Origin of the sequence: Variovorax beijingensis, assembly GCF_007828835.1 — a bacterium.
GTDB classification, from domain to species: Bacteria; Pseudomonadota; Gammaproteobacteria; order Burkholderiales; family Burkholderiaceae_C; genus Variovorax; species Variovorax beijingensis_A.
The window spans coordinates 89,087-106,234 of the sequence record NZ_VIVL01000007.1 but is presented as its reverse complement, the minus strand read 5'-3'; the positions used below and the strand labels follow the sequence as shown (position 1 = coordinate 106,234).

General features: G+C 66.0%; 14 protein-coding genes. 4 read left to right on the top strand and 10 right to left on the bottom strand.

Annotated elements, in window-relative coordinates; translation table 11 throughout:
- Nucleotides 1-7: 7 nt before the first annotated feature.
- A complete protein-coding gene (locus FB547_RS20420; RefSeq protein WP_145745400.1) occupies nucleotides 8-1,342 on the bottom strand; it encodes a C4-dicarboxylate transporter DctA in 1,335 nt (444 codons plus the stop codon).
- Between the two features lie 229 nt (nucleotides 1,343-1,571).
- Between FB547_RS20420 and FB547_RS20415 the strand changes: the two genes are divergently transcribed.
- Nucleotides 1,572-2,909 carry a glycosyltransferase gene (locus FB547_RS20415; RefSeq protein WP_145745398.1) on the top strand — a complete coding sequence of 446 codons (1,338 nt, stop codon included), beginning with the start codon at nucleotides 1,572-1,574 and terminating at the stop codon, nucleotides 2,907-2,909.
- Nucleotides 2,906-3,862: a hypothetical protein gene (locus FB547_RS20410; protein WP_145745396.1), complete on the top strand. Its 957-nt coding sequence runs from the start codon at nucleotides 2,906-2,908 to the stop codon at nucleotides 3,860-3,862. The genes FB547_RS20415 and FB547_RS20410 overlap by 4 nt, the downstream gene beginning before the upstream one ends.
- Nucleotides 3,863-3,883: 21 nt before the next feature.
- On the opposite strand, the gene FB547_RS20405 is transcribed toward FB547_RS20410, so the two are convergent.
- The 3 genes from FB547_RS20405 to FB547_RS20395 all read right to left on the bottom strand — a co-directional run bounded on the left by FB547_RS20405 (nucleotide 3,884) and on the right by FB547_RS20395 (nucleotide 8,175).
- A complete protein-coding gene (locus tag FB547_RS20405; RefSeq protein WP_145745394.1) occupies nucleotides 3,884-5,236 on the bottom strand; it encodes an MFS family transporter in 1,353 nt (450 codons plus the stop codon).
- 147 nt (nucleotides 5,237-5,383) lie between these two features.
- Nucleotides 5,384-5,998, bottom strand: coding sequence for a response regulator transcription factor (locus FB547_RS20400; protein ID WP_145745392.1), 615 nt, complete (start codon nucleotides 5,996-5,998; stop codon nucleotides 5,384-5,386).
- Complete coding sequence (locus FB547_RS20395) at nucleotides 5,995-8,175, bottom strand: PAS domain S-box protein (RefSeq protein WP_145745391.1); 2,181 nt, start codon at nucleotides 8,173-8,175, stop codon at nucleotides 5,995-5,997. The genes FB547_RS20400 and FB547_RS20395 overlap by 4 nt, the downstream gene beginning before the upstream one ends.
- An 85-nt stretch (nucleotides 8,176-8,260) precedes the next feature.
- Between FB547_RS20395 and FB547_RS20390 the strand changes: the two genes are divergently transcribed.
- Nucleotides 8,261-9,118, top strand: a complete 858-nt coding sequence (locus FB547_RS20390; protein ID WP_145745389.1) for an aldo/keto reductase — start codon at nucleotides 8,261-8,263, stop codon at nucleotides 9,116-9,118.
- A 6-nt stretch (nucleotides 9,119-9,124) separates the two neighbouring features.
- Here FB547_RS20390 and FB547_RS20385 read toward each other — a convergent pair whose 3' ends face one another.
- From FB547_RS20385 to FB547_RS20375, 3 genes are all read right to left on the bottom strand, one after another.
- Nucleotides 9,125-10,615 carry a nucleobase:cation symporter-2 family protein gene (locus FB547_RS20385; protein WP_145745387.1) on the bottom strand — a complete coding sequence of 497 codons (1,491 nt, stop codon included), beginning with the start codon at nucleotides 10,613-10,615 and terminating at the stop codon, nucleotides 9,125-9,127.
- 125 nt (nucleotides 10,616-10,740) lie between these two features.
- A complete protein-coding gene (locus FB547_RS20380; RefSeq protein WP_145745386.1) occupies nucleotides 10,741-12,003 on the bottom strand; it encodes an alpha/beta hydrolase family protein in 1,263 nt (420 codons plus the stop codon).
- A gap of 15 nt (nucleotides 12,004-12,018) precedes the next feature.
- Complete coding sequence (locus tag FB547_RS20375) at nucleotides 12,019-13,077, bottom strand: SDR family oxidoreductase (protein WP_145745383.1); 1,059 nt, start codon at nucleotides 13,075-13,077, stop codon at nucleotides 12,019-12,021.
- 141 nt (nucleotides 13,078-13,218) lie between these two features.
- Between FB547_RS20375 and FB547_RS20370 the strand changes: the two genes are divergently transcribed.
- Nucleotides 13,219-13,914 carry a TetR/AcrR family transcriptional regulator gene (locus FB547_RS20370; RefSeq protein WP_145745381.1) on the top strand — a complete coding sequence of 232 codons (696 nt, stop codon included), beginning with the start codon at nucleotides 13,219-13,221 and terminating at the stop codon, nucleotides 13,912-13,914.
- A 28-nt stretch (nucleotides 13,915-13,942) separates the two neighbouring features.
- On the opposite strand, the gene FB547_RS20365 is transcribed toward FB547_RS20370, so the two are convergent.
- The 3 genes from FB547_RS20365 to FB547_RS20355 are packed head-to-tail and all read right to left on the bottom strand — an operon-like array spanning nucleotide 13,943 to nucleotide 17,009.
- Nucleotides 13,943-14,698: a GntR family transcriptional regulator gene (locus FB547_RS20365; RefSeq protein WP_145745379.1), complete on the bottom strand. Its 756-nt coding sequence runs from the start codon at nucleotides 14,696-14,698 to the stop codon at nucleotides 13,943-13,945.
- Nucleotides 14,699-14,747: 49 nt separating this feature from the next.
- Nucleotides 14,748-15,485: an aspartate/glutamate racemase family protein gene (locus FB547_RS20360; protein WP_145745377.1), complete on the bottom strand. Its 738-nt coding sequence runs from the start codon at nucleotides 15,483-15,485 to the stop codon at nucleotides 14,748-14,750.
- Nucleotides 15,486-15,515: 30 nt separating this feature from the next.
- A complete protein-coding gene (locus FB547_RS20355; protein WP_145745375.1) occupies nucleotides 15,516-17,009 on the bottom strand; it encodes an NCS1 family nucleobase:cation symporter-1 in 1,494 nt (497 codons plus the stop codon).
- Nucleotides 17,010-17,148 lie beyond the last annotated feature (139 nt).

Here is a 17,148-nt window from a genome sequence, read left to right as displayed (position 1 = left end):
GTCGTTTTCAGCGGCTGGCGGCGCCCGCGCCCACGGGGACTGCAGGCACGTCGGCCTCGGCCAGCGGCTCGTCGTCGGGAGAGTAGGAGCCGTCGAGCACCGCATGGGCGCGCTCGCGGTCGATGTCGCCTTCCCAGGCCGCGATGGCCACCGTGGCCACGCAGTTGCCGATCAGGTTGCCCAGCGCGCGCGCAATGCCCATGAACCAGTCGACCGAGAGCACCAGCACCAGGCCGATGGCCGGAATGGCGGGAATCGCGTGCAGCGTGGCGGCCAGCACCACGATCGCCGAGCCCGGCACGCCGTGCGCGCCCTTGGAGGTGACCAGCGCGATCGCAAGGATGGTCAGCAGGTCCGCCATCGAGATCGGCGTGTTGGTGGCCTGCGCGATGAACACTGCCGCGAGCGTGATGTAGATCGAGAAGGCGTCCAGGTTGAACGAATAGCCCGTGGGAATCACCAGGCCCACCGTCGAGTCGCGGATGCCCATGCGGCGCAGCTTGGCCATGATCTGCGGCAGCACGCTGTCCGACGAGGTGGTGGCAAACACGATGGCGAGCTCCTCGCGCAGGTAGCGCAGCAGCTTCCACAGGCTGAAGCCCGACATGCGCATGACCAGCCCGAGCACCACGAACACGAACACCAGCACCGCGCCGTAGAACAGGGCGACCAGCATGCCCAGCTGCTTGAGCGAACCGATGCCGTACTTGCCCACCGTGAAGGCGATGGCGCCCAGCACGCCGAGCGGCGCCAGCTTGATGAGGATGCCCATGATCTTGAACAGCACCAGCGAAAGCGCGTCCACCACCGTGGCCACCGGCTTGCCGCGCTCGCCCAGCAGCGACAGCGCGCAGCCGAACAGCACCGCGAACAGCAGCACCTGCAGCACGTCGCCGGTGGCAAAGGCGTTGACCACCGTGGTGGGGATCAGCTTCATCAGGAACTCGACCGTGCCGCCGCTCGTGAGCTTGTCGGCGTTGGAGGCGTAGGCGCTCATGGCCGTGGCGTCGAGCTTGCCCGGATCCACGTTCATGCCCACGCCGGGCTGGAACACGAAGGCCAGCACCAGGCCCATGGCCAGCGCGACGGTGGTGAGCACCTCGAAGTAGATCAGCGCCTTCACGCCGACCCGGCCCACGCGCTTCAGGTCGCCCGCGCCCGCGATGCCGTGCACCACCACGCAGAACACCAGCACCGGGATGATCATCTTGATCAGCTTGATGAAGCCGTCGCCGAGCGGCTTGAGCTTGACGGCGAACTCCGGCATGAAGAGGCCGGCGAGCACGCCGAGCACCAGGGCAATGACGACCTGGCCGAAGAGCGATTTGGCGAAGCGAGGCATGGAAGTCTCCTGGGTTGTCTTGGCGGTGTTTGCATGCAAGGATCGCTTTTCTTGCATACAAGCAATGTAGGCAAGAAGACTTCGAGGAAGCCAGAGGGTATTCCCGGGCTTCACGGCTGAAGGGGTCAGGCGGAGTGCCTCCCGGTGTTGTTAACAGTCTCCAAGAATGTAACCAGACTGTTCACGTCGTTTGTCGAGGGTTACATTCGCTGGAACACTCGAGAGCGACATGAACGAAGAAGGCCAGAAGGCGCTGCAGCCAATGATTTACCTGCCGGTGTCCGGCAAGTTTGTTATTGCGTTGATTGGCGCCAGCGCCTGGATGTGGTTCTCGATATGGGCCGCGGGCCCCTGGCTGGCCGATCTGACGAATCGGGTGGGAATGGCCCTGGCCATTTTCCTGGTGTATGGCATTGCCGTCGTTCCGGGTTTCATGAATGCATTCCTGGCCATCAGCCTGCTGCTGGACAAGAGGCCGGCGCATCCCGCGTTGGCCGTCTATCCCCCGATCTCCATCCTGATTGCCGCCTACAACGAGGAGGCGTCCATCGAGGAGACACTGGTCAGCATCGATCGGCAGAATTACCCGGGCGAACTGCAGGTGATCGTGATCAACGACGGGTCCGCGGATGGCACGTCTCTTGTGGTTCAGCGCGCCCGGGAGCGCTACCCGTGGCTGACCTTCCTGGACCTGGAAAAAAATGGCGGCAAGGCGCGCGCGCTGAACATCGGGTTCAAGGAGGTGGCGCACGACCTGGTCATCACCGTGGATGCGGACTCCTTCCTTTACCGCGGCGCGCTGGCCAGCATCGTCGAGCGCTATCGCGCCGACCCGCCCCATACCCGGGCCGTGGCAGGAAAAATCCTGGTCCGCAACTCGCGGCTGAACTGGATCACCCGCTGCCAGGAATGGGATTACTTCCATGGCATTGCGGCCATCAAGCGCGTGCAATCGCTGTTCCAGGGCACCCTGGTGGCCCAGGGTGCGTTTTCCATCTACGACCGGGCCGCGCTGATCGAGGTTGGCGGATGGCCCGAATGCGTGGGCGAGGACATCGTGCTCACCTGGGCCCTGCTCAAGGCCGGCTACCGGGTAGGCCACTGCGAGGACGCGTGCCTGTTCACCAATGTGCCCACCACCGTCAAGCAATTGGTCAAGCAGCGCCAGCGATGGGCGCGCGGCATGGCGGAAGCCTTCATCAAGCACCCGGGGATCCTGGTCAAGCCGCGGTTGTCGACCTTCTTCATCTATTGGAACCTGCTGTTTCCGTGGCTGGACCTGGCATGCACCATCGGCTTCATCCCCGGAATCATTCTCGCGTTCTTCGGCCACTACTGGATCGTGGGAATCATGACCCTTGCATTGATACCGGCCACGTTCGCATTGAGCCTGCTCATGTTCCGGATCGAGCGCCGGATGTTCCGGAAGACCGGCTTGGTGGTGCGAAAGAACGTCCAGGGCTTCTTTGTCTACGTGCTGCTGTACAGCCTGATCCTGCAGCCCGCCAGCGTGCTCGGCTACCTCGACGAACTGTTCAGGAAGCCCAAGGCCTGGGGAACCAAATGACGGGGCTGCCGAGGTATCTTGCCGCCGCTTCGCTGGGTTGCCTGGTGCTGATCGCTCCCTGCAGGGCGGAGGAAGAAAAAGCAAACGAAAAACCGGCCGGCATGGCCTTTGGCCCGGAATTCTTCCTCACCAGCGACAGCGATGATTTTCAGTCGCGCCGGGTGTCGGTGGAATTCTTTCCCGCCTTTGAAAATGCCGACCGCTACCTCGGGTTCCGGCTCGGCGACTACCAGTACAAACAGGACCACTGGCAAAGGGCCGGCAAGAAGATCTCGTTCCTGGCCCGCTCGGTCGAAACGAAGACCACCGACGGAGGCGCGATCGAGGTCGGCGCGTTCGAGCAGGGCGGGCACACCTTGCTCACGCTCGACGGCAGCTATCGCCTGTCGCCCACCAAGAGCACGGCGGTGGAGTTCCTCGTGACGCGCGACTGGGTGGAGACCCCGAAGTCGCTGGACCGCGGCATCGATTTTTCGTTTGTCGGGGTGGCCGTGGATCAGGGGCTTGGAAGCCACGTGACCCTGGTCGGGCTGGCGGCGCAGCAGTATTTTTCCGACGGCAACCGGCGCGACCACGGCCGCCTGCGGCTGATTTACCAGCCGTCGCTCGACCTGGGGCTGACGCTGCAGGCGCGCTATCGAACCTACCGCAGCAGCCACGAGGACGTGGACAGGGCCTATTTCAATCCGAAGAACTACAGCGAGGCGATGCTGGCGGTCGGCTGGCGGCAGCGTTTTGCGGGCTGGACCCTCGCGGTCACGGCCGGGCTCGGCACCGAGACGATCAACCACGAGTTCCGGCAGCCGACGCGACTGCTGGATGTGAACCTGCAAAGCCCCGTCAGGGGATCGCAGGTCTTTCGCTTCGGCGCCGGCTACAGCCGCAGCACCACCTTCTCGGGGCCCAGCTACCAGTACCGGTACCTGCGCGGCGAGTGGGTGATCCTTTTCTGAGGCCGGGCGCCTCTTGCCTGGCTACTTGTCGTGATGCAGATAGCTCGCCTGCTTCGGCAGCAGCAAGCTCACCATGAAGGCCACGCCCATCATCGCGGTCACGTACCAGTAGAAGTAGGACTCGTGGCCGATCGACTTCAGGCCCAGCGCCACGTATTCGGCGCTGCCGCCGAAGATGGCATTGCCCACGGCATACGACAGGCCCACGCCCAGCGCGCGCACTTCGGGCGGGAACATCTCGGCCTTCACGATGCCGCTGATCGAGGTGTAGAAGCTCACCACCGCCAGCGCCAGCGTGATTAGCACGCCGGCCATCAGAGGGCTGCCCACGCTCTGCAGGTTGCTCAGCACCGGCACCGTCATCAGTGCGCCCAGCGCGCCGAACAGCAGCATGTTGCTGCGCCGGCCGATGCGGTCCGACAGCGCGCCGAACAGCGGCTGCATGCACATGTAGATGAACAGGCAGGCGGTCATCACGTTGCTGGCGGTCTTGATCGACATGCCGGCCGAGTTCACCAGGTACTTCTGCATGTAGGTGGTGAAGGTGTAGAAGATCAGCGAGCCGCCGGCCGTGTAGCCCAGCACCACGAAGAACGCGCGCTTGTGGTGTTTGAACAGCTCGGCGATGCTGCCGGCGCCCTTGGCGGCGCGGGTCTGGGTGCTGGCGGTCTCGGTCAGCGTGCGGCGCAACATCAGCGCCACGATGGCCGCCACGGCGCCCAGCACGAAGGGAATGCGCCAGCCCCAGGCTTTGAGCTCGGCCTCGTCGAGCAGCTGCTGCAGCACCACCACGACGACCACGGCCAGCAATTGGCCGCCGATGAGCGTGACGTACTGGAACGACGAGAAGAAGCCGCGCTGGCCGCGCATCGCCACCTCGCTCATGTAGGTGGCGGTGGTGCCGTACTCGCCGCCGACCGACAGGCCCTGCAGCAGCCGCGCGGCCAGCAGCAGCGCGGGTGCCCAGGCACCGATCTGCGCATAGGTGGGCAGGCAGGCGATGACCAGCGAGCCCACGCACATCATGACGACCGATGTCACCATCGAGGTCTTGCGGCCCTTGCGGTCGGCCAGCCGGCCGAACAGCCAGCCGCCGATCGGGCGCATCAGGAAGCCGGCGGCGAAAACGCCCGCCGTGTTCAGCAGCTGGACCGTGGGGTCCGACTTGGGAAAGAACGAGGGCGCGAAGTAGATCGCGCAAAAGGCGTAGACGTAGAAGTCGAACCACTCCACCAGGTTGCCGGACGAGGCGGCAAAGATGGCGAAGATGCGCTTGCGCTTTTCCTCGAAGGTGTAGGGCGTGGTGTTGGGAACGTTGGCGCTGGTCGCGTCCGGGCTGGAGGCACCGGCGGTGGCGCTGGCAATGGCGGTCATTCGGAGGTCCTTGTCTCTGGCTGGGGCCCCCCGCGGAGCCGCGGAAAGCCGTGCCAGCGAGTCTGTGCCGCCGCGGCGGCGCTGTCGTCCGTAGGCGCCCGCCGCGCCGCTACGTACGTGTACGCAAGGGTAAATACCTAGAAAGCGCTACAAACTGTGTTCGCGCAGGAAGCGGTCGAGCTCGTGGCTGTTCGACAGGCCGAGCTTGGCGAACACATGGGCGCGGTGCGTTTCCACCGTGCGCTGCTCCAGCGGCGCGAGCTCCTGCGCGATGCGCTTGTTGGCCAGGCCCTGGGCGACCAGCCGGGCCACCTGCATCTCGCGCGGCGTGAGCTTGGACCACAGGGCCTCGGCGGCCTGGCGGGCCTGCCGGCGCACGGCGATCTCCTCGGCCTTCTGCAGGGCCTTGGCGATGCTCTCGAGCAGGCGCTCGTCGTTGCAGGGCTTCTCGAGCCAGCCGAAGGCGCCGTTCTGCACCGCCTCGACCGCCATCGGGATGTCGCCGTGGCCGGACAGGAAGATCACGACCAGCGGGCTGTCCTGCGCACGCAGCGCGTCGAACACCTGCAGTCCGCTCATCCCCTCCATGCGCAGGTCCAGCACGACGCAGCCCGGGCGCTGCAGGTCGGCGCCGGCCAGGAAGGCCTCGCCCGAGGCAAAGGCCTGCACCGCATGGCCGCGCGACAGCAGCAAAAGGCCCAGCGAGCGGCGCACGGCCTCGTCGTCGTCGACGATGCACAGGTGGTTGGCAAGGGCGGTCATGGCGCCGAGATTTCCAGTTCGAGGGTGAAAACTGTGCCACCGCCGGCCCGGTTGGCAAAGGACAGCCGGCCGCGGTGGGCTTCGACGATGGTGCGGCAGATGTTCAGCCCAAGCCCCAGCCCGCCGGCCTTGGTGGTGAAGAAGGGCGCGAACACCTGTTCGACCAGCGCTGCGTCGATGCCCGCTCCGCGGTCGGCCACGTGGATGTGCATGCGGCCTTCGCTCACCTCGGCGTCGATTTCCACCAGCCGCTGCTCCGGCGGCGCGGCCTGCATGGCGTGCAGGCTGTTGGACAGCAGGTTCAGCAGCACCTGCTCCAGCAGCACGCGGTCGCCGCGTACCTCGGGCAGGTCCGCCCGCAGGCGCACCTCGGCGCGCGCCTGGCGCATCCGCATCTCGCCCTGCAGCAGCGCCAGCGCGTTGCTGACCAGCGACGCCACCGCGCAATCCTCGGTGCCGACGGTGCGCTGGCGCACGAAGCCGCGGATGCGCCGCACGATCTCGGCGCTGCGCCGGGCCTGCGCCATGGTCTCGTCGAGGCTGCTGGCCAGCAGCGCCTGGTTGCCCTGTTCCGCGAAGGCCTTGGCGGCGCTCGCGAAATTGCTCAGCGCCATCAGCGGCTGGTTCAGCTCGTGGGCGAGCGTGGAGGCCATCTCGCCCAGGCTGGCGAGGCGCTGCGCATGCTGCAGCTGCTCGTCGTTCTGGCGCTGGCGCAGCTCGGCGCGCTTCTGCTCGGTGATGTCCACCACCGAACTCATCCAGCCGCTGTGGCGGCCGTCGGCATCGATGAGCGGCGCGGTGTAGACCATGGTGATCACCTCGTGCCCGTCGCGGTGCTGCAGGCGCGACTCGAAACCCGAGCGCGCGGGCTGCCCGCTCATCATGGCCTGGTAGTGCAGCCAGTGCTGGGCCACGTCGTCGGGATGCCAGTAGGGGTAGGGCGGCAGCCGCCCGAGCAGTTCGTCGGCGCCGTAGCCGGTCATCTCGCAGAAGGCGGGGTTGACGTAGATGATGCGTCCCTCGAGGTCGCGTGCGCGCATGCCCACCAGCAGCGAATCTTCCATCGCCTTGCGGAAGGCGTGGGCCTCGTCCAGCGCGTGCGTGCGCTCGCGCACCCGCCGCTCCAGGTCGCGCCGCGCATCGCGCTGCTCGGCGAAGCGGCGCTCGCGCAGCTGCCAGTACAGCCCGCCCAGCAGCAGCACGCCCGCGCACAGCAGGCCGAGCATCCAGGCGCGTTCGCGCGCGCGGGTGACCTCGGCGTGGTCGGCCATCACGGTCAAGGTCCAGCCGAGGTCGGCCAGCGGCTCGTCGAGTGCGAGGAAGCGGCGCGCCTTGCCGCCCATCTCGGTGCGCACGAGGTAGCCCGGATGCCCCTCCTCGCGCTCCACCGTCCATGGCAGCGGCAAGAAGCCGGTGCGGGCGCCGTACTGCTGGTCGCGCTTCATGCCCACCAGGTCGGCGGCGGCGAGGGGCCGCGTGGCCTGGTACATCCAGGCCGGCACCGAGCTCAGGAACACGATGCCGCGCGCATCGGCCAGCAGGATCGGTTCGCGCGCGAAGGTCCAGGCCTCCTGGAGCTGGCGCAGGCTGATCTTGACCGTCAGCACGCCCAGCACGGCGCCGGCCTCGGAGCGCACCGGTGCCGACATGAAGAGCCCGGGCTCGCCAGTGGTCTGGCCCACGCCGTAGAAGAGGCCGCTGCGGCCCGCGCGCGCGTCGATGAAGTAGGGCCGGTTGGCGTAGGACTCGCCGACGAAGCTCTGCGGCGTGGCCCAGTTGCTCGCCGCCAGCGTGAGGCCCTGCAGGTCGATCAGGTAGAGCGCGTCCGAGCCCGCGTGGCGGTTCACTTCCTCGATGTAGCGGTTGGCGCGCTGCTGCGCCGCCGGGTCGCGCGGATGGGCCAGCACGTCGAAGACGTCGGGGTGCATGCCCGCGGTGCGCGGCAGGTAGCCGTACTTGCCGGCGGCATCGCGCAGGCCCAGCACGTGGACTTCCATCGCGCGGCGGATCGAGTCCGCCTGGAAGCTGGCCTCGCGGGCCGCGGCCCACTGGCCCGCAGCGCCGATCAGCAGCAGCGCCACGGCCACGGCGGCCGCCCAGGCGAGCAGCGTGCGCCAGCGGCCGGGGCGGGAGCGGGCCGTGGGCGTTTCGGGCGGAAGGGGAGACAGGGGCGGCATGGGAGGCGGGGGCCGACCGGAGCGGCGACCGGGATTTTGCCTTGATCCCCGGATCGGCCGGCAGGGCCGCCGTACCATCGCCCTCATGCGAACCCTTTCACTCCCCACCGGCGGCGAGATGCCGGTGCTCGGCCTCGGCACCTGGCGCATGGGCGAGATTGCGGGCCGGCATGCCGCCGAAGTGGCCGCCGTGCGCGAAGCCATCGCCATGGGCTACCGGCTGATCGACACCGCCGAGATGTACGGCGAGGGCGGCGCCGAAACCGTGCTCGGCCAGGCCATTGCAGAGGCCCTGTGCGCGGGCGACGTGCGGCGCGAGGAGCTCTTCATCGTCAGCAAGGTCTACCCGCACAACGCGAGCCGCCGCGGCACGCCCGAGGCCTGCGAGCGAAGCCTGAAGCGGCTCGGCCTCGACATGGTCGACCTGTACCTCTTGCACTGGCGCGGCAGCCATCCGCTGCGCGAAACGGTCGATGCGCTGCAGGCACTGGTGGCCAAGGGGCGCATCGCGCGCTGGGGCGTGAGCAACTTCGACACCGACGACATGCAGGAGCTGGCGCCGCTCGCCGATTCAGGCCCCGGCTGCGCGGCCAACCAGGTGTACCTGTCGCTGGCCGAGCGCGGCCCCGAGTTCAGCCTGCTGCCCTGGCTGCGCGAACACGGCATGCCGCTGATGGCCTACAGCCCGATCGACCAGGGCGCGCTGGCTTCGGACGAGGCGCTGCAGGAGCTGGCCAGGCGGCTCGGCATGAGCGCCGCGCAGCTTGCGCTGGCCGCGGTGCTCGCGCGGCCCGGTGTCGCCGCGATTCCGAAGGCGGTGCGCAGCGCGCACCTTCAGCAGAACCTCGCCGCTGCCGACCTGAAGCTCGATGCGGCCACCCTCGCCGAACTGGAGCGCCTCTATCCGCCGCCGCGCCGCAAGGCGCCGCTGGCGATGATCTGACAGTCTCTAGTGGGCTTCGGCCTGCTTGGCCGCGGCGATCACGGCCTCTTCGTCGTGCTTCGCGCCATTGAGGAACAGGTTCAGCAGCACCGCGCTGATCGACGCCAGCAGGATGCCCGACTCGATCAGCGAGTGAATGGCATGCGGCATCCACTGCTTGAAGTTGGGTGCAATGAGCGGAATCATGCCGATGCCGATCGACACCGCCACGATCATCGCGTTGTGGCGGTTGGTCTTGAAGTCCACGCCCGAGAGAATGCGGATGCCCGTGGCTGCCACCATGCCGAACATCACCAGCCCCGCGCCGCCCAGCACCACGGTGGGCAGCGATTCGATCAACGCCGCCATCTTGGGCAGCAGGCCCAGCACGATCAGGATCACGCCGCCGGCCACGCAGACGTAGCGGCTCTTGATGCCCGTGACCGCCACCAGGCCCACGTTCTGCGAGAAGCTGGTGTACGGAAAGGTGTTGAAGATGCCGCCGATCAGCGTGCCGAGGCCGTCGGTGCGCAGGCCCTTGGCCAGGTCCTTCTGCGTGATCTTGCGGTCGGTCATTTCGCCGAGCGCCAGGAACATGCCGGTCGACTCGATCATCACCACGATCATGATCAGCGTCATCGTGAGGATCAGGACCGGGTCGAACTGCGGCATGCCGAAGTGGAAGGGCAGCACGATGTCGACCCAGGCGGCCTTGCCGACCTTCTCGAAGGTCATGAGGCCGGTGATCGAGGCCACCACCGCACCGATCACGATGCCCAGCAGCACCGAGATGTTGGCGATGAAGCCCTTGGCGTACTTGACGATCAGCAGGATCGACACCAGCACCAGCGCCGCCACGCCGAAGCCAGAGAGGTCCGCGTACTTGGGGTTGGGCACGGTCGGCATGATCGCGAAGCCCTTGGGCACCGCGGGAATCGAACTGCCCGGCGAGGTCACTTCTGCGAGCCACTTCGCATACACCGGGTCGACCAGCGCGGGCGCCGTCGGCCCCACCGGGTTGCCGAAAATCCAGTTGATGCCCACGCGCATCAGGCTGATGCCGATGACCGCGATGATGGTGCCCGTGACCACCGGCGGAAAGAAGCGCAGCATGCGGCTCACCAGCGGCGCAATGATGATCGACACCACGCCCGCGCCGATGATGGCGCCGAACAGCAGCTGCGCGCCGTTCTGCCCCGGGTTGGCATTGGCAATGGCCACCATGGGCGCGACCGATGCGAAGGTCACGCCCATCATCACCGGCAGCCTGATTCCGAACCACTGCGTGGCGCCGAGCGCCTGGATCAGCGTGGCAATGCCGCAGCAGAACAGGTCGGCCGAGATCAGCAGCGCCACCTCGTCGGGCGAGAGCTTGAGCGCACGGCCGACGATCAGCGGCACCGCGACGGCGCCCGCGTACATCACGAGCACGTGCTGCAGGCCGAGGGCCGCGAGCTTGCCCGAAGGCAGGCGCTGGTCCACGGGATGGACATTGCTGGAAAGGGAATCTGCCGTCATCGTTGTCTCCTGGCGCGGCGAGGGGAACGAGCAGTGATGCGCGTCGCAGAGCCGTCGCGCACACCAGTTGTGTACGCGAAACTGTATACAATTTGTGCGGCAATCCGGATTCAGGTAAACCCGAATCAGTCTCCCATCTCGATCTTCAGTCGCCGAATGAGCCAGTTCGCCGTGAACTCGAAGTGCTCACGCATGTTCGATTCCGCCGTGTGGCCGTCATCCCCGAACACCAGTTGCGTCACGTTGAAGCCGAGCGCCGCCAGAGCGGCGGGCTCGTCTCTGGAGACGAGATCCTCGTGCGCGCCGTTCACCATGAGAATGGGCTTGCGCAGCTGCACCGCGGTCGGCATCTTCAACTGGCGCGAGAGCTGGAATGCTTCGTAGTATTCGCACATCGCTTCACGCGGTGTGGTCTGCGGATTCATGTTCGCAAACACGGTGTAGGGCGCGACGATCCAGGCAGGCGCCACCTTGCAATGCGCTTGTCCAAAGCTCGCATCGCTGGGGCCGCCCACATTGACCACGGCCTTGTAGAAGTCGTTGCTCAGCCCGCCAAGCGTTCCCAGATAGCCGCCCATGCTCCAGCCGTACAAGGCCACTCGGCTGGCGTCCAGGTCGCTGCGGGTCTTGATGTAGTCCGCCACGGCGTCGAACATCACATGGGACTCCGGCCGGAACCCGAGCTGGTTCTCTCCGGTGTCCGGATTTTCCACAATGATGGTTGCGAAGCCCCGACCCATGAAGTAATCACTGTGCCGGATCATCTCGGTCTTCAGGTTGTCGAGGCCGCCGAGAATCACCAGTACCGGCAGCTTCTCGTTGCGGCCTGTTCGTGCAGGCGGCGCCCGGAAGTAGCCGGTGAATTCTTTCGTGCCGGTCTTGAATGCGATGCGTTGGAGCGGCTTTCCCAGGAGCGCATGGGCTCGTTCGGTCGCCTGCAGATCGGCGGTGGGAACACGCTTGGGAAGCCGGTTCATCCGCAGGTAGAAAGCGGCCTTCTTGTATTCGACCGATGCGGCAGCATTGTTTCCTCGCGCTTCGGATGCGCGGGCTCGTTCCAGGTGCAGTTGGGCGGGCTGGTTGAAAGTCGCCTGCCAGATCGCCTGCGACGGCCCGGCGTGCTCCGGCAGCGCTGCGGCGATGTCGTCGAAGGTGCTTGCTTCGATGCCGGCATCCTCGAGCCACCAACAGATGTTGAATTTGAACGAGGGGTGCATGCGGGCGATGCCCTGCGGATACTCCGCCTGCCCCTTGCTGCAGAACTCGGCCATGCTGTCCGCGGCCTTGGCGGCCGGGAGACTCCGGGCCGAGGATGCTTGCGGCGCTGCTGCGATGCAAAGAAAAGCTGCGAAGGCTGTCGAGAGTTTCAGGATCAATCTGTTCGTCACGGTTTTTCCCCTTGTTCAGGATTCGGTTCGGGTCGGCACACCAGGCAGCCAGCCATTGCCGCGATACCAGGCGAGCGTGTCGGCCACGGTTTGCTCGATCGGGCGAAACTTCAGTTGAAGCTTCTGCTCGCTCTTGGTGTGGTTGAAATGGCTGCGCCCTGCCTCCTTGCGCATCAGCCGCACGGTGGCCAGGCCGAGCAAGATGGGCTTTCCGGTGGCCCGCGCATAGAGTTCCTGCACCGCCGCCAGCAGGTACAGGAGCGGAAAGGGCAGGTGGCGTGTCGGCGTGCGGATGCCCGCGATCTTTCCCACCAGGGGCACCAGTTCCTGCATCGTCATGTGGCGCCCGGCTGCCAGATAGCGCTCGCCGCGCTGGCCGTTTTCCGCGGCCGAGATCTGCGCCTTTGCCACATCGCGAGCATCGACAACGGAAAAGCTGCCGGGCACCAGCCCGGGCAGTTTGCCGAGCACCACATCGTTGACGAACTGTCCTGACGAGGTGGGACCGATGTCGGCCGGTCCCCACATCCATCCGGGCAAGACAAAGCTCGCGTGCATGTCCGGGTGCACTGCAAGAAAGGCCGACACGACTTGATCGGCCAGTATCTTGCTGCGGTAGTAGTCGTCGTCGGCATCTGCCAGGTCACGCAGACAGGTCTCGTCGATGGGCATGCCCGGCTCGCCATTCAGCACCGCGATGGACGAGGTCTGGACGAAGCGCCGGATGCCGGCACCGTAGGCCTGCTCGATGAGCTGCCGGGTGCCGTCCACATTGATGCGCTTGAGCTCTTCCCAGTGGCTGCCGCCCTTGAAGTTGTCCCGGAAGAACGCGGCGGTGTGGAACACCACGTCGCATCCTTGCAGTGCCTTGGAGAAAGCGGGTACATCCGCCATGTCGCCCAGCACCAGCTCGACGCCTTTCATCCCCGCAAACTGCTGCTGGCCTTTGGCCTTCGAGCGAACAAGGGCTTTGACGAAGACGCCGCGCGCGACCAGCTCGCGCACGAGGTTGTTGCCGAGAAGGCCGGTCGCGCCAGTGACGAACGCGGTCCTCAGGGGCTTTGGATTTTCCATATCAATCGAACTTCAAAAATCAAATGAGTTTTGAATGTACCTTCGCCGTTTTCAAATATCAAGTGATATTCGAACGTGAGATTCCGGACTGTGCCCCGGAAGGCAGGCGCTATTCAAAGTTCATGTGATATCTTTTCGACCATGACCCCGACGACAGCAAAAACGCGCCTGACCCGCGAGGAAAGCAGGGCGCAGACGCGCGAGCGCTTGATCGAGACCGCGCAGCACCTGTTTGTGTCGAACGGCTATGGGGGCGCGTCGATCCGCGACATCGCGGACAAGGCGGGCTACTCCCAAGGCGCCTTCTATTCGAACTTTTCGAGCAAGGAGGACGTCCTGCTGGAGTTGCTGCGGCGGCACATGGAAGCCGAAGCGTTGCAGCTTTTCAAGGTCATGGGCGACGAGCGGCAAGAGCCCGAGCAGATGCTTGCCGAGCTGGAAGCCTGGGCTTCCACGCTCAATCGCGATGCCGACTGGTGCATGCTCTCCATCGAGCTTCAGCTGCATGCCAACCGCAGTCGAAGCTTCGCGCAGGAGTACCAGAAGGTGTGGGACAGGCACCGATCCGAAATCGGCGGCGTGATCGGTCAGTTGTTCGACAAGCTCGGGCGCACGCCTCCTGCCGCACCGGACGAATTGGCCGCAGCTTTCATGGCTCTGTCGCACGGGCTGGCATTGCAGCGGATGAGCACGCGCCCCGATCCCTCGGGACGCCTGATCATGGTTTTCCTGCGCGGGCTGATTGCAGGTGCGCAAGGCCTGGAAGCGGTCGCCGTCGCATCGGATGGCCCCGCTGCGCGCGAGCCGAAGAAGCGCGCTGCGAAAACCAGGCGCTGAACTGGAGCAGGGGCTCGGGCAGCCCTTTTCAGGCCAGCAGCGCCTTCACCAGGTCGAGCTGGCGGTCGGGCTTCTCGGTGCCGAGCTCCAGGCTGGCCTCGATGCGCTCCAGGTGGTCGATCATGCAGGCCACCGCGCCTTCCGTGTCGCCCTTGCGGCAGATGCGAAGGAAATCGGAGTGCTCGTCCGACGAGCAATGCGGGTCGTTCGACGAGTGGTAGAGCATCGCGATCAGCGAGCTGCGCGCCACCAGCTCGCGCACCAGCTCGGCCAGCGTCTTGTTGCCCGTGGCCTCGGCCAGCGCCACGTGGAAATCGCCCAGCACCTTTTCCCGCACGGTGCCCGTGGTGGTGGTCTGGCGCAGCGCGGTGCGCTCGAAGCGGATGTGCTGCTCCAGCACCTGGTAGTCGCGCGGCCGCGCATTGGCAATGAACAGGCGCACCACTTCGCTTTCGAGGATGCGGCGCACCGCGAACACCTCGCGCGCCTCCTGCACCGTGGGCTGGCACACGAAAGCGCCCTTGTCGGGAATCATCTCGATGAGCTTGTCTTTCGAGAGCATCAGCAAGGCCGCGCGAATCTTGGTGCGGCTCACCGAATAGACGCGGCCCAGCGCCTCTTCGCGCAGCCAGGTGCCGGGCGGCAGGCGCTTCTCGACGATCGCGGTAGCGATGTCCTGCGCGATGCTTTCGATGGAACTGGCCTTGTCGTTGGCGGGCGCTGCATTCTCGGCCGCAGCGGCGGTGGCGGGGGGTGCGGTGGATTTGGTGCTGGCGCGGGGCATGCGCAGATTGTGGCTCAGCGGGTGGCCGCCGCGCTCGCGCCGGGCACCGTCAGCTGCGCAGCGTGAAGCCCTCGAGCGCGCCCTTCATGGCCTTGGGCAGTGGATGGGCCAGCTCGCCTCGCTTGCTGGTCGAAAGCTTCAGCGCCACCAGCGACTCGACGAGCCTGGTGGCCGCGGCCACACCGTCGATCACCGGCACGCCGAGCAGGCCGCCGATGTGCTCGCACAGGTCGGCCATGCCGGCGCAGCCGAGCACGATGCAGTCGGAGCCGTCTTCCTCGAGCGCGCGTCGGCATTCGTCGACAATCCGCTCGCGTGCCTGGGAGCCGGGCTCCTCGAGCTCGAGCACGGGCAATTCGCAGGCGCGCACCCTGGCGCAGAAGCGCTCCATGCCGTAGATCTCGGCCAGGTGCCAGGCCTGGCCCATCGTGCGGCCCAGCGTGGTCACTACGCTGAAGCGGCTGCCCACCATGCTGGCCAAGTGCATCGCCGCCTCGGCAATGCCCACCACCGGGCCGCGCGCCAGCTCGCGCGCGGCCTTCAGGCCCGGATCGCCGAAGCAGGCGATCACGTAGCCGTCGATGCCCTCGCGCTCGCCGGCCGCAATTTCCTGCAGCAGGCCGGGCACGGCCAGCGCCTCGTCGTAGTGGCTCTCGATGGAGACCGGCCCCATGGCCGGGCTGACCGCGACGATCTCCGTGCCGGCGCTCGCCACCGCGCGGGCGCAGGCGCCGATCTTCTCGGTCATGCTCCAGGTGGTGTTGGGATTGATGATCTTGATGCGCACGGCGCGGCCCTTTCTTTCTCTTTCAGTGTTTCAAGTCTTGTTGTTGCGGTTCAGCAGGGCATAGATGACGAAGCCCAGTGCCATGCCGATGAACCATGCATAGTTCGCGCCACCGCGCAGCGCCGGCACCATCACGCAAAGGATCGGCACCAGTGCGGAGGGGATCAGCGCCTGGATCGCCTTCGGGTTATAGCCGCCGCTGTACCAGTATTCGCCCTTGGGGCTCATGGTGTAGAGCGCATCCACGTCGATGCGCTGCCTGCGTACGATGTAGTAGTCGGCAATCAAAATGCCGAACAGCGGGCCGATGAACGAGCCCAGCACATCGAGCGTGTAGTGGATGACCTCGGGGCTGTTGTAGAGGTTCCACGGCGTGAGGAACACCGATCCCACCGCCGCGATCATGCCGCCCGTGCGCCAGCTGATGTGCTGCGGCGCCACGTTCGAGAAGTCGAAGGCCGGCGAGACGAAGTTGGCCACGATGTTGATGCCGATGGTGGCAATCATGAAGGTCAGCGCGCCCAGCACCACGGCGGTGGTGCTGTCGATCTTGCCCACGGTGTGCACCGGATCGGTGATCAGCTCGCCGAACACCGGCAGCGTGGCGGCGGTGGTGATCACCGTGAGCAGCGAGAAGAACACGAAGTTGACCGGCAGGCCCCAGAAGTTGCCCTTCTTCACCGCGTCGAAGCTCTTGCCGTAGCGCGAGAAGTCGCCGAAGTTGAGCATCGGGCCGCTGAAGTAGCTCACCACCAGTGCAATGGCCGAGAGCATCACGGGCAGCGCGTCCCAGCCCTGGAACTTGATCCCGCCCAGGTTCAGGTCGATGTTGCTCCAGCCGGCCTTCCACACCAGCCAGCCACACAGCACGGCCATCACCACGTACACGGCCGGTCCGGCCCAGTCGATGAACTTGCGGATCGCCTCCATGCCGTGCCAGAACACGAAGGCCTGCAGCACCCACATGATCATGAACGCCACCCAGCCCAGCGTCGACAGGCCCACGAAGCCGTGCTGGGCCACGTCGGCATACGGCGCGAGGTTCGGGAACATGTGCAGCGCGAGCACCATGAAGGCGGCCGAGGCCAGATAGGTCTGCACGCCGTACCAGGCCACCGCGATCAGCCCGCGGATGATGGCCGGGATGTTGGCGCCCAGCACGCCGAAGGGCGCGCGGCACACCACCGGGTAGGGCACACCGGTCACCTGGCTCGGCTTGGCCACCAGGTTGCAGAAGAACTGCACGATCACGATGCCCACCAGCAGCGATACCAGCACCTGCCAGCTCGACAGGCCCAGCGCGAACAGGCTGCCGGCCGTGATGTAGCCGCCCACGCTGTGCACGTCGGACATCCAGAACGCAAAGATGTTGTATTGGCCCCAGGTCTGCTTCCTGAGAGGGGCCAGGTCTTCGTTGGTCAGCCGCGGGTGGTAGCCGGGCTTGATCAGCGCGTTGGATTCGGCATGCGGCGCATGGCCGGCTTCGCTTGCCCCCGCGGGGGCCTGGCTGACGACTGTGCTCATGGTCTTTCCTCGTGCGAATGAATGGTGGGTTGAGGGACCGTTTCCAGCGCAAATTCCGCACCGGCATCGGGTGCGTTATTTGTATACAAAAACCGTGTGCAATCAAGTCTATCCGACGGACCATATATCCGTAGATTCC

Coding starts and splice junctions, on each gene's coding strand:
- FB547_RS20420 (WP_145745400.1), bottom strand. CDS start 1,342: ATGCCTCGCTTCGCCAAATCGCTCTTCGGCCAGGTCGTCATTGCCCTG.
- FB547_RS20415 (WP_145745398.1), top strand. CDS start 1,572: ATGAACGAAGAAGGCCAGAAGGCGCTGCAGCCAATGATTTACCTGCCG.
- FB547_RS20410 (WP_145745396.1), top strand. CDS start 2,906: ATGACGGGGCTGCCGAGGTATCTTGCCGCCGCTTCGCTGGGTTGCCTG.
- FB547_RS20405 (WP_145745394.1), bottom strand. CDS start 5,236: ATGACCGCCATTGCCAGCGCCACCGCCGGTGCCTCCAGCCCGGACGCG.
- FB547_RS20400 (WP_145745392.1), bottom strand. CDS start 5,998: ATGACCGCCCTTGCCAACCACCTGTGCATCGTCGACGACGACGAGGCC.
- FB547_RS20395 (WP_145745391.1), bottom strand. CDS start 8,175: ATGCCGCCCCTGTCTCCCCTTCCGCCCGAAACGCCCACGGCCCGCTCC.
- FB547_RS20390 (WP_145745389.1), top strand. CDS start 8,261: ATGCGAACCCTTTCACTCCCCACCGGCGGCGAGATGCCGGTGCTCGGC.
- FB547_RS20385 (WP_145745387.1), bottom strand. CDS start 10,615: ATGACGGCAGATTCCCTTTCCAGCAATGTCCATCCCGTGGACCAGCGC.
- FB547_RS20375 (WP_145745383.1), bottom strand. CDS start 13,077: ATGGAAAATCCAAAGCCCCTGAGGACCGCGTTCGTCACTGGCGCGACC.
- FB547_RS20370 (WP_145745381.1), top strand. CDS start 13,219: ATGACCCCGACGACAGCAAAAACGCGCCTGACCCGCGAGGAAAGCAGG.
- FB547_RS20365 (WP_145745379.1), bottom strand. CDS start 14,698: ATGCCCCGCGCCAGCACCAAATCCACCGCACCCCCCGCCACCGCCGCT.
- FB547_RS20355 (WP_145745375.1), bottom strand. CDS start 17,009: ATGAGCACAGTCGTCAGCCAGGCCCCCGCGGGGGCAAGCGAAGCCGGC.